Consider the following 16,110-nt stretch of genomic DNA (forward strand, 5'->3'; position numbering starts at 1 on the left):
TCAAACTCCAAAAACCAATAGAAATATATAAATCAGCAGCATAAAATTCAATTAAGAAACCCTTAAAAGTGGTCTAGTGAAGTGTGGGTATTTCATCTAAAACTTCCATTGCTTATAATAAAGAATTGTCCTCTTTGACATTTGATAAAAATAATAATTCTTATTTTCAAGCTTATGACAATTTTAGAAAAGATTCGCTTAAGACTAAAGTTATTATAGATTATGAAAAAAATCAAGTAAAAGGTCCTTTAAAGATTCCTTCATCAGATCGTAATGCAAAATTTAGATCATTAATCATTAAAAGGAATGCAGAGAAAGATGTTATTCAAGAGGAAACGTTTTTCACAAAGACTTTTTCCATTCGATTTCCATGTAAAATTGTTTGGAATCTTAAAAATGAGAAACCTACTGAAAAAATAATGGGATATGATGTGAAAAAGGCAACTTGTAATTTTGGAGGAAGAAAATGGATAGCATTTTATACCAGCGAAATCCCAATACAAGACGGGCCATATAAATTTTCGGGATTACCTGGATTAATATTGAAAATATTAGACAGCAAAGAAGATTATATTTTTGAAATCAAAGGTATAACAAAAGAAGTCAATAACTTAAAATATAGGAATTTTGGTAATGGTAAGCCGGTAGAACTTTCCCCAGTTAGATGGGAAACTTTTTTAAAAAAATATAAAGAGCAACCATCTATGATCTTAGAAAATCTTAATACAACCCAAACCACTTATGTAATTAACGGAAAAGATGTTTCAAGTCGTGACGTAAAAGACGAATATAATAAAAAGGAATGGCTGGCATTCAAAAATTTCGAGAATCCTATTGAGGTAGAGCCTTCATGTAAATAAAAATTATGGTTGTTGTTTTTGACAATTGGTGTAGTAGATGTACTAATTTTGTAAGAGTGGTCAAAAAAATTGATTGGCTACAGTGCTTAACTTTCAAAGACTTAGAAGTATTCATGACGGTGGAATTTCCGAAGGGATAGATATTGAACTGGCAAAAAGGGAAATGGCGTCTTATGATGGAAGATGGAAATATGGGTTTAATACTATTTATAGAATTGTATTACGAATTCCAATTCTTTGGTTTTTCGTACCGTTGTTCTGGCTCTTAAAGTTTTCAAATCTTGGAGAATTTATTTACCTGCAACTAGCGGTTAGAAGAAAGATAATCCCACTTCATTGCAGTGATAACTCCTGCACTAATAAATAGTTTTAGTAATCTGTCCTAATTTATAAATTACGACCTATAACACTTGTAAATTAGGACATTTCAATAAGATACTTACCTCCTCTAAATAGAAAATCACAAGGTGGGTAATTGTGATACCGGTTTTCCAAAAAGAGGGATAAAATAAATACAAATGCAATTGCTTAAGCTGGATATTTGAGATACAGCTTCAGTTTAAAGATGGGTAAAAAAGACACTGGTAAAATCAAAAGCTGCGTCATTTAGATGCAGGTTTCCCACAAGGTGTGTAAAAGATACAGATTAATGACCTAATTAAAACAGCAATAACATGATTCTCAACTTACATACATGAGATTGAACTTTTTCCAAAGATGAGCAAAAAAGATACGGGAAAAATCAAAACCTGCTTATTTCAGATACAACCACTTCTAAAAGCTGCATAAAAAAGATACAGCTTCATCACAGACTTGTGTAAAAAAGTCCTACCCAATAAAATTTCATCGTTATTTTTTCTCTTTATAAGCAAAAACCACATAAAACAGATGCTAAAAGTAAACCTTATGTCCTTTTAAACCTCTGAAAATGAGTTTGGCAAGATGTGTCTTTGTGCCCACGAACTTTTTCAAGTTTTGCGACAAAGACCCTCTTGCCTTTTCTGCGAAAAGGGTGAAAAACTTCGGAACTCAGTTTTTATTTTGCAGAAAATTTAGATTTAAGATGCCAAACTCATCCAAACTAAAAGTTTTTAAGCCAACTAATATTCCAAATTCATCCAGAACATTCTTTTTTAAGCCAACGCCGGAAAACACTATTGTTTTTATTAGATTTCTACTTCAATTTTGCAGTACAGTCAACATACTTACAAAAGAAGATTTTGAAATATTCAAAGAAGAATTGTTCGCAGAACTTCGAGAGATGCTTTCTGCCTCAGAAAAGAAAGAAAAACGATGGCTTCGCTCCAGTGAAGTCAAAAAGCTTTTGAATATTTCCTCCGGTACTCTCCAGAATTTAAGAATTAACGGAACAATAAAATATTCCAAAGTAGGAGGGACATTGTTCTATGATTATCAAGATATTGAAAAACTCTTCAAACAATAGAAAAAAACAAACACACAAACGATGAACAAAAATGAAATCTACCTTAGACATCTCACGAACTTTTATGACAGAATAATGATTTGCTGAATCCCACTCATATCAGCCTCTATCTTGCTATTTTCCAGTTTTGGAATGTTAATCAGTTCAAAAATCCGATTTATGTTTCCAGAAATGAATTAATGAAACTCAGCAAAATATCTTCGTATACCACTTATCATAAATGCATCAAGGATTTAGAAGCAACGGGCTTAATTGAGTATTTCCCTTCTTATAATCCATCCAAAGGAACGATGATTAATGTGAGTGTATCTGAAAAGTAAAAAACGCACCATGAAAACGCATTTTATTTTAAATATTGCACTTTTATAGTGCGAATTTATATCTTTGTAAAAAAAATAGAATGGAAAAACTTTGGGAATATTTCCATAAAATATTGAAAGAAACTGATTCTGCCGCATTTCGTTATATTTACAAAGACATCAATTGGGAGAACAGGATGGTTGGTATTACAGGACCGCGAGGAGTTGGCAAAACAACTATGGTTCTGCAACACATAAAGCAAACCCTCAACCTTAATGAAACCCTGTATGTAACTGCGGAAGATTTTTATTTTGCTGACAACAAACTTTTAGACCTTGCCGCTGAATTTGTAAAACAAGGAGGAAAATACCTCTTCATTGATGAAATTCATAAATACAAGGACTGGTCGAAAGAACTTAAACTCATTTACGATTATCATAAAAATTTAAAAATAGTGTTTACAGGCTCCTCTGTTTTAGATATTAAAAAAGGAGCGGCAGACCTTAGCAGGAGAGCTGTGATGTATCATCTGCAAGGATTATCTTTCAGAGAGTATTTGCAGATATTTCACAACATAGCAGCAGATGTTTATACTTTACCAGAAGTTTTGGATCATAAAGTTGAGATTCCTGATATAGAACATCCATTGCCTCTATTTCAGGATTATTTGAAGAAAGGCTATTATCCATTTGCACTGGATGGAGATTTTGAAATTCGCCTTCGGCAGATCATAAACCAGACATTGGAAAGCGATATTCCCATTTATGCAGAAATGAATACGGCAACGGGAAGGAAATTAAAGCAACTTTTAGCCATTATCTCAAAGAGTGTTCCTTTTAAACCAAATTTCAGCAGCATTGCCACCGCACTTTCAGCAAGCAGAAATAATATTGCCGATTACTGCCTGTACATCGAGGAAGCAGGAATGATAAGCCAACTGCGAAGCCATACAGGAGGTATAAAAGAATTGGGGAAAGTAGAGAAGATTTATCTGGATAATACCAACCTCATCTATAATTTAGCAGAAGATACTCCAAATATTGGGAATATTAGGGAAACCTTCTTTTTAAACCAAATGAGGATCAACCACTTAGTGACTTCGTCTAATTTTGGAGATTTCAGAATAGATAATATCGATTTTGAAATCGGTGGGAAAAATAAAACTCAGAAACAAGTATTAAACGCTGAAAAGGGATTTGTGGTAAAAGATGATATAGAATTTGGATATAGAAACAACATTCCTCTTTGGCAATTTGGAATGTTGTATTAGTAAAAACTTAAGTTTAAGGCACTCAAAGAATCTTATTTATGAATAATATTTGAAAATTAAGATCCTAAACATTAGTATGTTACAATTTAATTTCTAATCATATAAGAAAAACTATTGTAGAATAAAGAAAAAGGGTTAAATTTGCACCCATAAGATTTAGAAAATCGTAAACAAATTACGGAGGGGTCAGATTCGGATACCATAAAAATAAAGCTTTCAAAAAGCTGAATAATAAAGGAAATATTTGAAGTCATTGAAGTCCCGTCCGGATCGCAGAAGTTTTTCAATTTTCTTTTTCTTAAAAAAATTGATCCGGTAGTTCAGCTGGTTAGAATGCCGCCCTGTCACGGCGGAGGTCGCGGGTTCGAGTCCCGTCCGGATCGCGAAAAACAATCCCGAGGATTTCCTTGGGTTTTTTTTTGCAAAAAAAATGCAGGAACAAAATCCTGCATTACTATCCTATCTTAAAAATTATAGCTGAGCCTGTAGCTTTTCGGTGATCTGTTCTTTAGGAACCACCCCTACAATTTTATCCACCACTTCCCCGTTTTTGAAAATCAGAACGGTAGGGATGCTGCGGATTCCGTATCTCGAGGAAACTTCCTGGTTGTTATCAACATCTACCTTGCCTACGAGCGCCCTCCCTTCGAAATCGTCCGCTACTTCCTCGATGATTGGCGCCAGCATTCTGCAGGGTGCGCACCACGCCGCCCAAAAGTCTACCAATACGGGCTTGTCAGAGTTTAATACCTCATCAAACGAATTGTCTGTAATTTCTAATGCCATTTTTTTTAATTTTTAAACTTTCTTATTTATAGAAAAATTCATACCAAATAAAAATCAGGAGTTCCCTGGCTTTTCATCATAGAGTTCTTTCAACGCAGATGCCAATCTGTCAATATCTTCCGCGGTGGTTTGGTGACTAAATGACACACGCAGCGGCGTGCAGTGCTCCATTTCGTAGGCATCCAGGATAGAAAGCATCACCATAGATGGCTTGCCGGCGCCGGAGGAGCACGCGCTTCCCTGCGATACTGCGATACCCTTCATATCCAGCTGAAGCCCAATTAACGGGTTGCTGAAAGGCAGCAGCACGCTGAGTACCGTGTAAAGGCTGTGGCTTTCAGCAGAATGTCCGTTGAATTTTATGCCGGGAATAGCTTCACGAAGGCGGGAAATGGCGTATTCTTTAATTTCCGAAATTTTCTTCTGGTATTCGGGTAAATTTTCCATAGAAATTTCCATCGCTTTGCCCAGACCCACGATGCCGCAGACATTTTCCGTACCGGCACGAAGCTCGCGCTCTTGCGAGCCACCGTAAAACATTGGCTTCAGGCGGGAATTTTTTCGGATAAAGGCAAATCCTGCACCTTTTGGTCCGTGGAATTTATGCGCAGAGCAGGAAGCGAAATCAATATTAATTTCTGAAAAATCCAAATCAAGATGCCCTATAGTCTGCACCGTATCGGAGTGGAACAGCGCGGAATGCTCAGCGCAAATATCTCCTACCTTTTTGATATCCAGTAGGTTGCCAATCTCGTTGTTGGCATGCATCAGAGAAACCAGGGTTTTCTTTTCGGAATTTTTCAGCGCTTCCTCCAGTTGTACCAATGGGATGTCGCCCATCCTATCAGGCTTTAGATATACTACTTCCACATTGCGCCGCGCCTTCATATCCCGGATGGTTTCCGCCACGCATTTATGCTCCATCGGGGATGTTATTATCCTTTCCACTCCCAGGTGCTCCACGCAGCCGCGGATGATCATATTGTTGGATTCCGTGCCGCAGGAAGTAAAGATTATTTCGCCCGGCTGCACCTTGAGGTAATCTGCCACCTGTCTGCGCACGCCTTCTATCAGGGCTTTTGCTTCCTGGCCTATGCTGTGCGTGGAGGAAGGATTGCCGTAGCTGAGGCGCATAGCCTCCACCATCGTGTCGATAACTTTCTCGTCCAGCGGCGTGGTAGCCGCATTATCGAGATATACTTTGCTCATTTTAATATTCAAAGGTTCAAAATTACGGATTATTCTAAAATCACAAAGATGGCTACCGATAGCGGATAATATATTTGCCGAATTCCTTCTCCTGGGGAAGCTCCGCCAGAATCCAGCCGTGCTCTTCGGGAATTTTTTCCCTTTTCAAATGGATGAATACGCAATCGCCGCCCAGTAGGCTTCTCACTTGCTGCTGCCCTTCCGGGGTATTGATATCAAGCAGAGAATCCTTCCACGAATCATCCGGCTGGAAGCGCGTCTCCCGATTTAGTGTGTAATTTTCATATTTAATGCTGTAGATCTGTTTTTTCAATTCAAATGCAACCGAGTTGTACACGCGGTTCCAGGCGAGCACGCTGCTGTGAGGCTTCTCTTTTTTAATGAATTCGCTAACCGGTTTGGGGCTTCCGATTTCGGTTTCTATCTGGGAAAGATAATTTGTGGACAGCGGAATAATGATGAGTGGCAGAAAAAGCATCAGCAAAGAAATGCTGATTTTTTTTTGAAGAAATAATTTTAACGCCACCGCAAGAAAAATTCCTGCGAAAACCAACCAAGCAATCATCTGGACATTTACCGTAAAATTTAAATTTGGAATGGCATTAGAAGAAAGCAAGATAAGCCCTAAATACAGCAAAAGTGCAAACGCGGCATTGAAAACGAAAACACGGGAGAGGCTTTTGCTACCCATCTCCGAAAAAATTTTACCAAGACAAACCGCGATAAACGGGGAGACGGAAAGTATGTAAAGCACGAGCTTGGAACTGCTCAGTGAAAAGATTATCAAAGGCAAAAGTACGGTGAAAAAACCCAGGCGGTTGGCTTCTGAAGGTTTTTTTCTCACATTAAAAATCCAGTGCAGCAAAAGCCCCAGGCAGGGGAAAATTAGCAGCGGCAGGAAGGCAAAGTAATACCAAAACGGCTCGCTGCGCTTCAGGGAGTCCGCATTGGAAACCCTGTCTATAAACTGCTCCCGGATGAAAAAATTATAAAACTCCGGCGACTGGCGTATAAGATACAGGAACCACGACCCGCCGACCGCCGCGGCGAGAATGCCGCAAAATACAACCGCCAGCCAATGCCTGCGCCAAAGATCGGGCGCCGGGAAAGCCTTGTTCACGGGATACAGCGCACAGACCGGGACAATGAACGCAAACGGGCCTTTCGTCAACACGCCCAAGCCTAGCGAAACGGAAGCCGCCAGCAGCCACGGTATCCTGTGGCTTTTTCTGTAAAGCGCATAAAAATAAACCGTAAGCAGGGTAAAGGTGTTCAGGTAGGCATCCGTGGTAAGGTTTCGGATGGACATCAGCACCAGCGGCAGCGATGCATAGCAGATCGCCGATAGCAGCGCCGTATCTCTCTCCTTAAACAAGAGTTCCGAAAGTTTATATACGATGAAAATCTGGAGGAGGAAAGCCAGTTGTAAAGGAAATCTTGCCGAAAATTCAGAGATACCGAATATTTTATAACTCAGCATCGTAATCCAGTAAGTCATCGGAGGCTTATCAAAATGAAGAATCCCTAGGTACCGCGGATAAATCCAGTCGCCTGCTTCCAGCATCTCGCGGGGGATTTCCGCGTATCGCGCCTCACTCGTTTCCGTAACGCCCCACCCCCCAAGGTGGTAGAGCGACGCCGCGAAAACCAGCAGCAGGAGGAACCAGAAAAACTTTTCACCTTTTAATTCCATAATTGAGTTTTAAACAAAAATAAGGTTTTAAACAAAAAAACCACCCTTTCGGGTGGCTGACTATACTTGAAAAAAACTATTGCCCTTGCCGAGCGTCTTGAATCATCTTCTCGTTTGCGGTAATAGCAAATTCTACGCGGCGGTTCTTCGCGCGGCCGTCCTCGGTATCGTTGCTCGCGATAGGCTCAGACATCCCGAGGCCTTTTGAAGTAAGGCGGCTGGATGAAACGCCCTGAGAAACCAGATAATTTTTTACTGAATTCGCCCTGCGCTCGGAAAGTCCTTGGTTGTACGCTGCCTTGCCCTTGCCATCAGTATGGCCATAGATGCTGATGTTGGTATCAGGGTTATTTTTCATCACTTCCGCCAGGCGGTCTAGGTTCGTCTTCGCAGCCGTGCTTAGCTCCGCAGAATCAAAGCCGAAATTTACCATATTCTCCTTCATCGTCACGCGGATTCCCTCTCCCACTCTCTCCACCTCTGCGCCCGGCAGCGTCTGCTCTATCTCGCGTGCCTGCTTATCCATCTTATCTCCAATCACATTTCCTGCCGCACCTCCGATGATACCTCCAAGAACGGCACCGGCAGCACCATTGCGCCCTTTGCCAACATTGTTGCCCAGGATGCCGCCGATCACAGCGCCGGAAGTCGCCCCTACCACGGTGCCGCGCTGCTGATGATTAGAATTTTGGACGGATTCGCAACTGGTGAGTACCAATGCAGAACCTAGAAATAAAGCCGCTATTTTATTATTAAATTTCTTCATTTTTAGTTAATTTTTTGAAAGTTATAAGTTACTTTAATCATTCTACCTTCAAACGGTACATTTTGCTCCAGCGCGAAGGTGTTTTCAGTCCTTCCCACGAGATTAAGCGCATAGCCCGCAGTCTGGTTTTTATCCTTCATATCTGGATAGACTTTTTTAAACTGAAACTGACTGCCGTTCTTCACCTCCCACCGGAAATCCTGCGTCACGGAAGGGCAGCCTGCGCCCCCGTTGAGAGTATAGGAACCCGTATAATTGTTCGGGACAAGGTGCCACACGCTTCCCTCAAAGCATTTTGCGTCGGCATTTTCATCAAAAGGTTTTATCCTGAAATTTTGAGGATAATTAACGCTTGTCAGCTGCCAGTCCCCTTTCATTTTTAGATAATCCGCACGGTTTTGCTGTGCTACTTTTGCATTGGAAGCAGAATTACAAGAAGCCAGGATCCCTCCGGCCAGTACAGCTCCAAAAATTATTTTTTTCATTTTAAAATTATTTTTTTTGAATAAATATAAAAATTATGCCAAACCTGCTTGGATGGCGCTATTTTCTTTTGGCAGATGACGCGGGAGCGTTTTTCTTTGCCGGCTGCTGAGAGCGCACTGCACGGGTAGCAGCCGCCTTGGGGGCATCCATCTTCCCGGCTGAATAGTATTTGTTGAAGGCGTACTCCGCAGCCTTACCCAAATCTATCACGCCTCCCGCCTCGGAAATGAGGCTGAAGCGGTTGTTAGTGTTGCTTTTTATCATCGCATTCACATCGGATTTATTGGCTGTCATTACGAAAGATTCGATGATCTGCTGTGGCGTGAGCCCGGGCATATAGGCAAGCAGCACTGCCGCCGCACCGGCGACCACGGGGGACGCCATCGAGGTACCCTGGAGGTATTCGTACTTGGCATCCGGCACGGTAGAGTACATTTCCGAGCCCGGCGCAAACACATTGACAAACTTTCTGTTGTAATTGGAAAAATCTGCGCGGAGCATTTCGTTATTATTGGTGCTGGCTCCTACTACTATCATATTGGTAATGAATGGCTTAGCATCCGTACTGCTTCGGTAATTGGTAGGGAAGTACTCTGCTTCTGCAAGATCTTCGTTTTCATTGCCGGCTGCCTTCACGAGTAATACGCCTTTGTCTTCCGCGTATTTAAAGGCATCCCAGACATACTTCTTCCCTGGGGAGACTGGTTTTCCAAAGCTCATATTCAGGATTTTAGCGCCGTTATCCACCGCATAGCGTATGGCATTTGCCACATCTTTATCGCGCTCATCCCCGTCCGGCACGGCGCGCACCGTCATTATTTTTGCTACTTTGTATGCTACCCCGTATTGAATTTCCTTAGCATGCGGATATCCGGCGATAATGCCCGCCACATGCGTGCCGTGCTGCGCATCCGGCCCTTCGTAGTGGTTGTTTCCGTAATTTTTATGGGAATAATCATAAGGATCATCCCCTACCAGCTCCGCACGGGGATCGAAGTCCAGGTTGTACTGTTTCGTTGCCTGAGGTTCATAATAATCCAGCGCCTGTTTCATTTCCTTGTTCATCAGGCGCTCCACCTCCGCCGCCGGTTTTCCTGCGAAGTTGGGATCAGAAGAAATACCTGCGAGCACGCTTGCCGCCATAGCCTGCTGCTGTGTCGTAGGCCTTATGGTTTTAATGGTTTCCTGTGTCAGCGGTCTGCCGTTCAGCAGGGAAATCATAGTGGGCACCAGTTCCTGGATCATTTTGTACTGGTTGTAGTTCTGCTGTGCCTCGATGTTTTTTTTTGTGAAAATCTCTTTCGAAGTCATGTACATTTTGAATTCCTCAGGCATATTCGCCTGGTTGGCTTTGTTCTGTGCAGAATTCGCACCCTCGAAAACAGGCTTGTACTTTTTCACGATGCGGGTCACTTCCATATTATCCACCTTTACATCGCCGCCTTTTCCGCCAAGGAAATTCCATCCGTGGATGTCATCCACATAGCCGTTGCCATCATCGTCAATGCCGTTGTTCGGGATTTCGTTCGGGTTTTTCCACATGTTTTTTACCAGCCCCGGGTGGTCTACCTCTACCCCGCTGTCCAGCACGGCTACTACGACTGTCTTTGGCTTAATGCCTTTGGATTCAAAGAACTTATAAGCGTTTTGGGTATTGACCCCATAGACATTGGTGGAGGCAAAGTCTTTATGATACCAAGTCATCAAATCTTTGTCCTGCATAGGATCCGCCACTCCCTGAGCGCTGAAAAGCAGCCCGGAAAAAGCAGCTGCTGCAATTAATATTTTTTTCATTTATCGGATGTTAAAATTTTCAATATAAGCCAAAGCGCCTGGGCCTTCGTTACAGATTAAATCCACCACCGAAAGATCCGGCAAGAATCCGAACCGATCCCCAAATACTTGGTAATAATGCGGCGCTATCGGATTTTCTGGATTTTTTGCTGAAAACCTCAGCCTGAAATCTTGCCCTGGAAAATCTTTGGAATATGCGCTATTCAAAGAGTATGCCTTTTCCGTTTTCAGGATTTTTTGGATGATGCCAATCCCGTTCAGGTTGAAATCCATCAGTGAATCTGTCTCAAAGTCGAAAACTTCCGCCAGGCTGTCCTCGTAAAATTCAAAATACGGTGAGCTTTGGTAGGCAGTCTTTATCGATTTCCAGTGTAAATCCTTCCAGCGTTCGGCGTACGAAATTTCGATTTCGTGCAAGGCCCTTTTTCCCGTATGCTTTATCGGGATGATGAGCGAAAGTTTTCCGTTGGCGCCGTAGATATTGGCTCGGTTGCGGTAGGTTTGTTTCGGGAAATTTTCGAACCGTTCGAAGGTTATTTTATTATCATTATCCAAAAAAACCTTCCACCAGGAAACCGGCGGAAGATAGAAGATGGGGAGTAATGATTCCATATATTAAAATATCAGATTTTTAATTATTCAAAAATATTGCTTTCTCTTTAAATTTATTTCAAATTTAAGAAAAATCAGTTTGTTTCAAAACTGATAAATAATTCTCTCATAGTTTTACCGAAAATACGCACCAGGTGAGCCAGAAAATGTTATTTTTGCAAATTCAAATAATACATATGTCCGCCGAAACGCAAAACATGAAACTGATTGCCGAAACAGCGAGGGATTTCGCTGAGAAAAACATCCGCCCGTACATTATGGAATGGGATGAAAGCCAGACTTTCCCCAAAGATCTTTTCCACAAGATGGGCGAGCTGGGCTTTATGGGCATCGTGATCCCTCAGGAGTACGGCGGCTCTGGGCTGGGCTACCAGGAGTATGTATCCGTTCTGGACGAAATTTCCCAAGTAGATCCATCCGTCGGGCTATCCTTAGCAGCGCATAACTCCCTATGTACCAATCATATATACGAATTTGGAAATGAAGAGCAGCGGCGTAGGTGGCTGCCGAAGCTTGCCTCCGGCGAAATCCTCGGCGCATGGGGGCTTACGGAGCACAACACCGGCTCCGACGCCGGCGGAATGAGCACCACGGCGGTGCGCGACGGCGATGATTGGGTGATAAATGGTGCGAAAAACTTCATCACGCACGCCATCTCCAGCGAGGTGGCCGTGGTAATGACGAGAACCGGCGAGAAGGGCGAAAGGCATAATTCCACAGCATTTATTTTGGAAAAAAGTATGCCCGGTTTTTCCTCCGGGAAGAAGGAAAACAAGCTCGGGATGCGCGCCTCGGAGACAGCGGAACTGATTTTCGATAATGTCCGGGTGCCGGATTCCAGCAGGCTCGGGGAAGTGGGCGAAGGCTTTAAGCAGGCACTGAAGATTCTGGATGGCGGCAGAATATCCATCGCGGCGCTCAGCCTTGGTACGGCGCGCGGAGCTTATAAGGCGGCGTTGAAATACTCCAAAGAACGCGTACAATTTGGCCAGCCCATCGGCCATTTCCAGGCTGTGAATTTTATGCTCGCAGATATGGCTACGGAAATTGATGCCGCGGAGCTTCTGATCCGCCGCGCGGCAGATATGAAAAACCGCGGAGAAAAAATGACGGTGGAAGGCGCGATGGCAAAACTCTTCGCCTCCGAAGCGAGCGTGCGCATTGCCAATAATTCCGTACAAATATTTGGCGGATATGGCTACACGAAGGACTTCCCAGCGGAGAAATTCTACAGAGATGCCAAGCTGAATACTATTGGGGAAGGCACTTCGGAAATTCAGAAGCTCGTGATCGGGCGGGAGATTATCAAATAATTCCAGCACCCTTTGCGGTGCTTTTTCTATTTTTGTGAAAACTTTAATTATGGAAAAGCTGGACGCTTTAAATCAGGTGGCGGAATTTCACCGGACCTTCAATGCGCCGATCTTAGCATCGCCGCAAATTCCTGCCAAGGAGCGCTGCGAGCTTCGAGTGAGGCTCCTCCAGGAAGAGCTGGATGAACTCCAGCAAGCCATTAATAACAATGACATCGTAGAAGTTGCCGATGCGCTTTGCGATTTGCAGTATGTCCTCAGCGGTGCCGTGCTGGAATTTGGCTTGGGCGAAAAATTTCCCGCGCTTTTTGAGGAAGTTCAGCGGTCGAATATGAGCAAAGCCTGCACTACAATGCAAGAGGCTAAGGACACAATAGCCCATTACAAAACAAAGGGACAGGAGGCCTATGCCGAGGAATGCAACGGAAAAATCAATGTGCACCGCGCGGGTGACAATAAAGTCTTGAAGAGCATCAACTACTCCCCCGCCAACCTGAAAAAAATTATCGAGAACTAAAATGAAAAACTACATATTGCTGCTTTTTGCATTTTTTTTGCAAATTGCCTATTCCTGCGAAAGCAAGAAGGTCGTTATCAACCGGGAAGTGGAATCCAAAAAAGACGGCCCGATGCTCCTCGGAAGACAATCGGCAGATCAGTTCCAGAAAGAGCCCTACAGCGGGTGGTTCAGTGAGGAATTTAATGAGTATCCAATCGATGACGCAGCTGTTGCCGAACTGAAAAAGCAGAAAATTTCCAGCTACCAGATTACCGCCTTCGTGGGCACCTGGTGCGAGGATACACACCGCGAGCTCCCCCGTTTACTGAAAATCCTCGAGGCGGCAAACTACCCTAAGGAAAAGCTGAATATTATCGCAGTGAATAGAAAGATGGAGTCCCCCAGCGGTGAGGAAGGCCTGTACAACATTAAAAAAGTACCTACGATTATTGTTAAAAAATACGGTAGAGAATTGGGCAGAATTACAGAAACGCCAAAATCCGGCTATCTGGAAAGGGATCTGGCAGAAATTCTGAGAACGGATGATGGAAATTCAGTGGGAAATATTTTCAAAAAATAGCATATGGGCAAAACATTCTGGGGTTTTGTAATCGGGGCGGCGCTTACGGCATTGCTGTTCGCCTATGTGTGGAAGAAAACTTCGGCGGATAAGCGCGAAGAGCGCAACGACACCTACATCCTCACCAACCAGATAAGCCGGATGAATAAGATGGTGGTGATGGAGCAAAACCTCACCAGCCTCCAGAAAACGAAAATCTCCAATGAGGTGCTGGGCGGGCTGCTCCCGGGGGCGGACAAGCAAATCGTAACCTTTACCAGAACCAACGCCCAAGTTTCCTATGACCTGAACAAGATGCGGATGGAGGTGGACAGCGTAAATAAAAGATTGATAATAAAAGAGCTACCGCATCCTGATATCCGCATCACACCAAGTGTGGAAATCCAGAGCATGGATGATTCCTTTTTTTACAGAATCAACGAAAAGGACTTGAAAAAAATTACCGAAAATGCCAAACAAAATGCCGTAAAGCAGGTAAACCAGGAGAATCTGAGAGCAGAAGGCAGAAAGCAACTTCAGCAGAATTTGGAGCAAATCTTTGTTTTGGCTAGAGCCCTCAACTATGAGATTGTAGATGAAACAAAACAACTATCTCCGGCAGATTTTTAAAATCATTCGTTAAAAAAATCATAAATCTCACAAATCGTGTCAGTTTGTCATATTTTTTGATAGTTAAATTTAAACCAAACTTAAAACTATCATTATGGCATTTACAGTAATTGGGCACTTTACCAACACAGAAGAGGCTGAAAAAGCAATTCAAAATCTCGCTGCAGCCGGCTTTTCGCAAAACGATTTTTTTCTGTCAAAATACAATGTATCGGGTGTGCAGGCTTCGGAGTACGATTTTGACGACGATGAAAGGACTGCCGGTTTCTGGAACCATCTTTTCGGCGAAAATGAAGACAGGATGAGGCACAGCTATGCGGCATCCAGAAGCAATGTGGTAACGGTTTATGTAGACAATCAGGCGCGTGCAGAAGAAGCGCGGAACATCTTGGACGATGCCGGTGCGGCAGATATGGATGAGCTTTCCAAGGGCTACAGAAAGCCGGCGGTCACCGGAAATGACGAATACCCAATTTCCGAAGAAAAGCGCGCAAGAATCCTCAGCAAAGCAAGAAACGATGTGTATTTACTTGATCCCGAGCGGAATTATAATTTGAGGAACCGCGGAGAAATGGACAGCACAATGGACGCAATGGGCGGCGCCGACCGCGTGTGATAATCAAACAATGTTAAATTACCGGTTTTTCGCCGGTTTTTTTAATTTTTAATACTATTTGGCTTTAAAATTGATAGTCAAATTCCTGAAATACTCACACTAATGAAACTAGAAAATAAGAAAATAGCCATCCTTGCTACCAATGGTTATGAGAGAAGCGAACTGGAGAAACCTATGGAAGCCCTGAAAAATGCAGGAGCCACTGTAGAAATCATCTCATTAAAGAAAGGGGAAATTAAGGGTATGGAAAACGATTCTGAATGGTCGGGCTCCGTAAAGGTAGATGATACCGTTGCCCACGCGGATGCTGCGGATTACGATGCCCTGGTACTGCCGGGCGGAGTCTTGAACCCGGATGCCCTCCGCGGAGACGAGGATGCGGTAGCCTTCGTGAAAGATTTTTTTATGGAAAACAAACCGGTAGCGTCCATCTGCCACGGACCGCAGCTGCTCATAGAGGCAGAAGTTGTTTCCGGCAGAACGCTCACCTCCGTATCCATTATATCCAAGGATCTTAAAAATGCCGGCGCCAACTGGGTGGATGAGCAAGTGGTAACCGAGGGGAACCTCACTACCAGCAGAACCCCTGATGATCTGGATGCTTTTAATGAGCGGATAATCGAAGAGTTTTCCAAATAATCGTTTATGAATCCGGACAACCTAATTCCAGAACAAAGGACTGGCGGATATAGCGATACGGTTTCCAGCGAAAAATTTGACAGTTCTCTGCAGGCGCAGCATCATTTTTCCTTGGTAAAGCACCGCTTCTTTGATATAAAAAACTGGAGCGAGTATGCTAAGGTACCGGGGGCAGAATTCCAGCTTTATAACGCTGCCGCCGCAGAAGCCGATGGCAAACCACAAGTAGGATACTATTTCCGGATCACGATGCCGTTTCCTAAAAATCCTGCAGGACAGGAAAGTGACTGGGTTCAGGTGGAGGAGATTCAAGAAGGAGAAAATTTCGCCGCAATGCGCGTCCGCCCCGTTCACTCGCCATTGGGTAGCGAGACTGAGGAAACGCATTTTTTTCAGGACGAGGCTACCTCCACATTTATCGTAAAATGTGTAGCGGATGAGGTATTTGCCGAGGTGCACGGCAGAAATGAAAAGCCGAACATTAGCGCGGAATACGGCATTATTGAAAATATCAGGAACGCTGCTGTGGCAATAGGTGGAATGCTTTTCGGGAGTAAATTCCAGTGGAAATCCCTTACCGCCGGCCTGGTAGAAAAATAACTATAAATTTAATAATTATAACATTGCGCCTCTC

Annotated in this window: 17 protein-coding genes and 1 tRNA gene; 11 read left to right on the top strand and 7 right to left on the bottom strand. The window is 43.3% G+C overall.

What is annotated here, in order from left to right:
* Window positions 1–83: 83 nt before the first annotated feature.
* From BUB43_RS09335 to BUB43_RS09360, 4 genes are all read left to right on the top strand, one after another.
* Window positions 84–860, top strand: coding sequence for a GLPGLI family protein (locus BUB43_RS09335; protein ID WP_083541264.1), 777 nt, complete (start codon window positions 84–86; stop codon window positions 858–860).
* A gap of 1,063 nt (window positions 861–1,923) precedes the next feature.
* Entirely contained in the window at window positions 1,924–2,304 is a 381-nt protein-coding gene (locus BUB43_RS11285) for a helix-turn-helix domain-containing protein (protein ID WP_143154090.1), read from the top strand.
* A gap of 400 nt (window positions 2,305–2,704) precedes the next feature.
* Window positions 2,705–3,874 carry an ATP-binding protein gene (locus BUB43_RS09355; protein WP_073180495.1) on the top strand — a complete coding sequence of 390 codons (1,170 nt, stop codon included), beginning with the start codon at window positions 2,705–2,707 and terminating at the stop codon, window positions 3,872–3,874.
* 309 nt (window positions 3,875–4,183) lie between these two features.
* Window positions 4,184–4,257: transfer RNA gene (locus tag BUB43_RS09360), tRNA-Asp, on the top strand.
* A gap of 88 nt (window positions 4,258–4,345) precedes the next feature.
* Here BUB43_RS09360 and trxA read toward each other — a convergent pair.
* The 7 genes from trxA to BUB43_RS09395 form a co-directional block, all read right to left on the bottom strand.
* Entirely contained in the window at window positions 4,346–4,660 is a 315-nt protein-coding gene (trxA, locus tag BUB43_RS09365) for a thioredoxin (RefSeq protein WP_073180497.1), read from the bottom strand.
* A 54-nt stretch (window positions 4,661–4,714) separates the two neighbouring features.
* The gene (locus tag BUB43_RS09370; protein WP_073180499.1) at window positions 4,715–5,869 is read right to left on the bottom strand and encodes a cysteine desulfurase family protein; all 1,155 of its coding nucleotides are present in this window, start codon (window positions 5,867–5,869) and stop codon (window positions 4,715–4,717) included.
* 52 nt (window positions 5,870–5,921) lie between these two features.
* Window positions 5,922–7,562 (bottom strand): ArnT family glycosyltransferase, encoded by a 1,641-nt coding sequence (locus tag BUB43_RS09375; protein WP_073180501.1) that lies wholly within the window; start codon window positions 7,560–7,562, stop codon window positions 5,922–5,924.
* Between the two features lie 76 nt (window positions 7,563–7,638).
* The gene (locus tag BUB43_RS09380; protein ID WP_073180503.1) at window positions 7,639–8,328 is read right to left on the bottom strand and encodes a YiaD family glycine zipper/OmpA-like lipoprotein; all 690 of its coding nucleotides are present in this window, start codon (window positions 8,326–8,328) and stop codon (window positions 7,639–7,641) included.
* A 2-nt stretch (window positions 8,329–8,330) separates the two neighbouring features.
* Complete coding sequence (locus tag BUB43_RS09385) at window positions 8,331–8,813, bottom strand: lipocalin family protein (RefSeq protein ID WP_073180505.1); 483 nt, start codon at window positions 8,811–8,813, stop codon at window positions 8,331–8,333.
* Window positions 8,814–8,871: 58 nt separating this feature from the next.
* Window positions 8,872–10,608 (bottom strand): S8 family serine peptidase, encoded by a 1,737-nt coding sequence (locus tag BUB43_RS09390; protein WP_073180507.1) that lies wholly within the window; start codon window positions 10,606–10,608, stop codon window positions 8,872–8,874.
* Window positions 10,609–11,220: a WbqC family protein gene (locus BUB43_RS09395; RefSeq protein ID WP_073180509.1), complete on the bottom strand. Its 612-nt coding sequence runs from the start codon at window positions 11,218–11,220 to the stop codon at window positions 10,609–10,611.
* Between the two features lie 176 nt (window positions 11,221–11,396).
* Between BUB43_RS09395 and BUB43_RS09400 the strand changes: the two genes are divergently transcribed.
* From BUB43_RS09400 to BUB43_RS09430, 7 genes are all read left to right on the top strand, one after another.
* A complete protein-coding gene (locus BUB43_RS09400; RefSeq protein ID WP_073180511.1) occupies window positions 11,397–12,533 on the top strand; it encodes an acyl-CoA dehydrogenase family protein in 1,137 nt (378 codons plus the stop codon).
* A gap of 49 nt (window positions 12,534–12,582) precedes the next feature.
* On the top strand, window positions 12,583–13,050 hold the full coding sequence (locus tag BUB43_RS09405) for a pyrophosphohydrolase domain-containing protein (protein ID WP_073180513.1): 468 nt from the start codon (window positions 12,583–12,585) through the stop codon (window positions 13,048–13,050).
* A gap of 1 nt (window position 13,051) precedes the next feature.
* The gene (locus tag BUB43_RS09410; protein ID WP_073180514.1) at window positions 13,052–13,612 is read left to right on the top strand and encodes a thioredoxin family protein; all 561 of its coding nucleotides are present in this window, start codon (window positions 13,052–13,054) and stop codon (window positions 13,610–13,612) included.
* A 3-nt stretch (window positions 13,613–13,615) separates the two neighbouring features.
* The gene (locus tag BUB43_RS09415; RefSeq protein ID WP_073180516.1) at window positions 13,616–14,221 is read left to right on the top strand and encodes a DUF4230 domain-containing protein; all 606 of its coding nucleotides are present in this window, start codon (window positions 13,616–13,618) and stop codon (window positions 14,219–14,221) included.
* A 94-nt stretch (window positions 14,222–14,315) separates the two neighbouring features.
* Window positions 14,316–14,837, top strand: coding sequence for a hypothetical protein (locus tag BUB43_RS09420; RefSeq protein ID WP_073180518.1), 522 nt, complete (start codon window positions 14,316–14,318; stop codon window positions 14,835–14,837).
* A gap of 102 nt (window positions 14,838–14,939) precedes the next feature.
* Window positions 14,940–15,476 carry a type 1 glutamine amidotransferase domain-containing protein gene (locus tag BUB43_RS09425; protein WP_073180520.1) on the top strand — a complete coding sequence of 179 codons (537 nt, stop codon included), beginning with the start codon at window positions 14,940–14,942 and terminating at the stop codon, window positions 15,474–15,476.
* A 6-nt stretch (window positions 15,477–15,482) separates the two neighbouring features.
* Window positions 15,483–16,076, top strand: a complete 594-nt coding sequence (locus BUB43_RS09430; RefSeq protein ID WP_073180522.1) for a hypothetical protein — start codon at window positions 15,483–15,485, stop codon at window positions 16,074–16,076.
* The last annotated feature ends 34 nt before the right edge of the window (window positions 16,077–16,110 follow it).

Source organism: Cruoricaptor ignavus (assembly GCF_900141665.1).
In the GTDB taxonomy this organism is placed as follows: domain Bacteria; phylum Bacteroidota; class Bacteroidia; order Flavobacteriales; family Weeksellaceae; genus Cruoricaptor; species Cruoricaptor ignavus.

What these genes read in the sequence shown, in the direction of transcription:
- BUB43_RS11285 (WP_143154090.1), top strand. Translation starts at nt 1,924, where the DNA reads ATGCCAAACTCATCCAAACTAAAAGTTTTTAAGCCAACTAATATTCCA.
- BUB43_RS09355 (WP_073180495.1), top strand. Translation starts at nt 2,705, where the DNA reads ATGGAAAAACTTTGGGAATATTTCCATAAAATATTGAAAGAAACTGAT.
- trxA (WP_073180497.1), bottom strand. Translation starts at nt 4,660, where the DNA reads ATGGCATTAGAAATTACAGACAATTCGTTTGATGAGGTATTAAACTCT.
- BUB43_RS09370 (WP_073180499.1), bottom strand. Translation starts at nt 5,869, where the DNA reads ATGAGCAAAGTATATCTCGATAATGCGGCTACCACGCCGCTGGACGAG.
- BUB43_RS09375 (WP_073180501.1), bottom strand. Translation starts at nt 7,562, where the DNA reads ATGGAATTAAAAGGTGAAAAGTTTTTCTGGTTCCTCCTGCTGCTGGTT.
- BUB43_RS09380 (WP_073180503.1), bottom strand. Translation starts at nt 8,328, where the DNA reads ATGAAGAAATTTAATAATAAAATAGCGGCTTTATTTCTAGGTTCTGCA.
- BUB43_RS09385 (WP_073180505.1), bottom strand. Translation starts at nt 8,813, where the DNA reads ATGAAAAAAATAATTTTTGGAGCTGTACTGGCCGGAGGGATCCTGGCT.
- BUB43_RS09390 (WP_073180507.1), bottom strand. Translation starts at nt 10,608, where the DNA reads ATGAAAAAAATATTAATTGCAGCAGCTGCTTTTTCCGGGCTGCTTTTC.
- BUB43_RS09395 (WP_073180509.1), bottom strand. Translation starts at nt 11,220, where the DNA reads ATGGAATCATTACTCCCCATCTTCTATCTTCCGCCGGTTTCCTGGTGG.
- BUB43_RS09400 (WP_073180511.1), top strand. Translation starts at nt 11,397, where the DNA reads ATGTCCGCCGAAACGCAAAACATGAAACTGATTGCCGAAACAGCGAGG.
- BUB43_RS09405 (WP_073180513.1), top strand. Translation starts at nt 12,583, where the DNA reads ATGGAAAAGCTGGACGCTTTAAATCAGGTGGCGGAATTTCACCGGACC.
- BUB43_RS09410 (WP_073180514.1), top strand. Translation starts at nt 13,052, where the DNA reads ATGAAAAACTACATATTGCTGCTTTTTGCATTTTTTTTGCAAATTGCC.
- BUB43_RS09415 (WP_073180516.1), top strand. Translation starts at nt 13,616, where the DNA reads ATGGGCAAAACATTCTGGGGTTTTGTAATCGGGGCGGCGCTTACGGCA.
- BUB43_RS09420 (WP_073180518.1), top strand. Translation starts at nt 14,316, where the DNA reads ATGGCATTTACAGTAATTGGGCACTTTACCAACACAGAAGAGGCTGAA.
- BUB43_RS09425 (WP_073180520.1), top strand. Translation starts at nt 14,940, where the DNA reads ATGAAACTAGAAAATAAGAAAATAGCCATCCTTGCTACCAATGGTTAT.
- BUB43_RS09430 (WP_073180522.1), top strand. Translation starts at nt 15,483, where the DNA reads ATGAATCCGGACAACCTAATTCCAGAACAAAGGACTGGCGGATATAGC.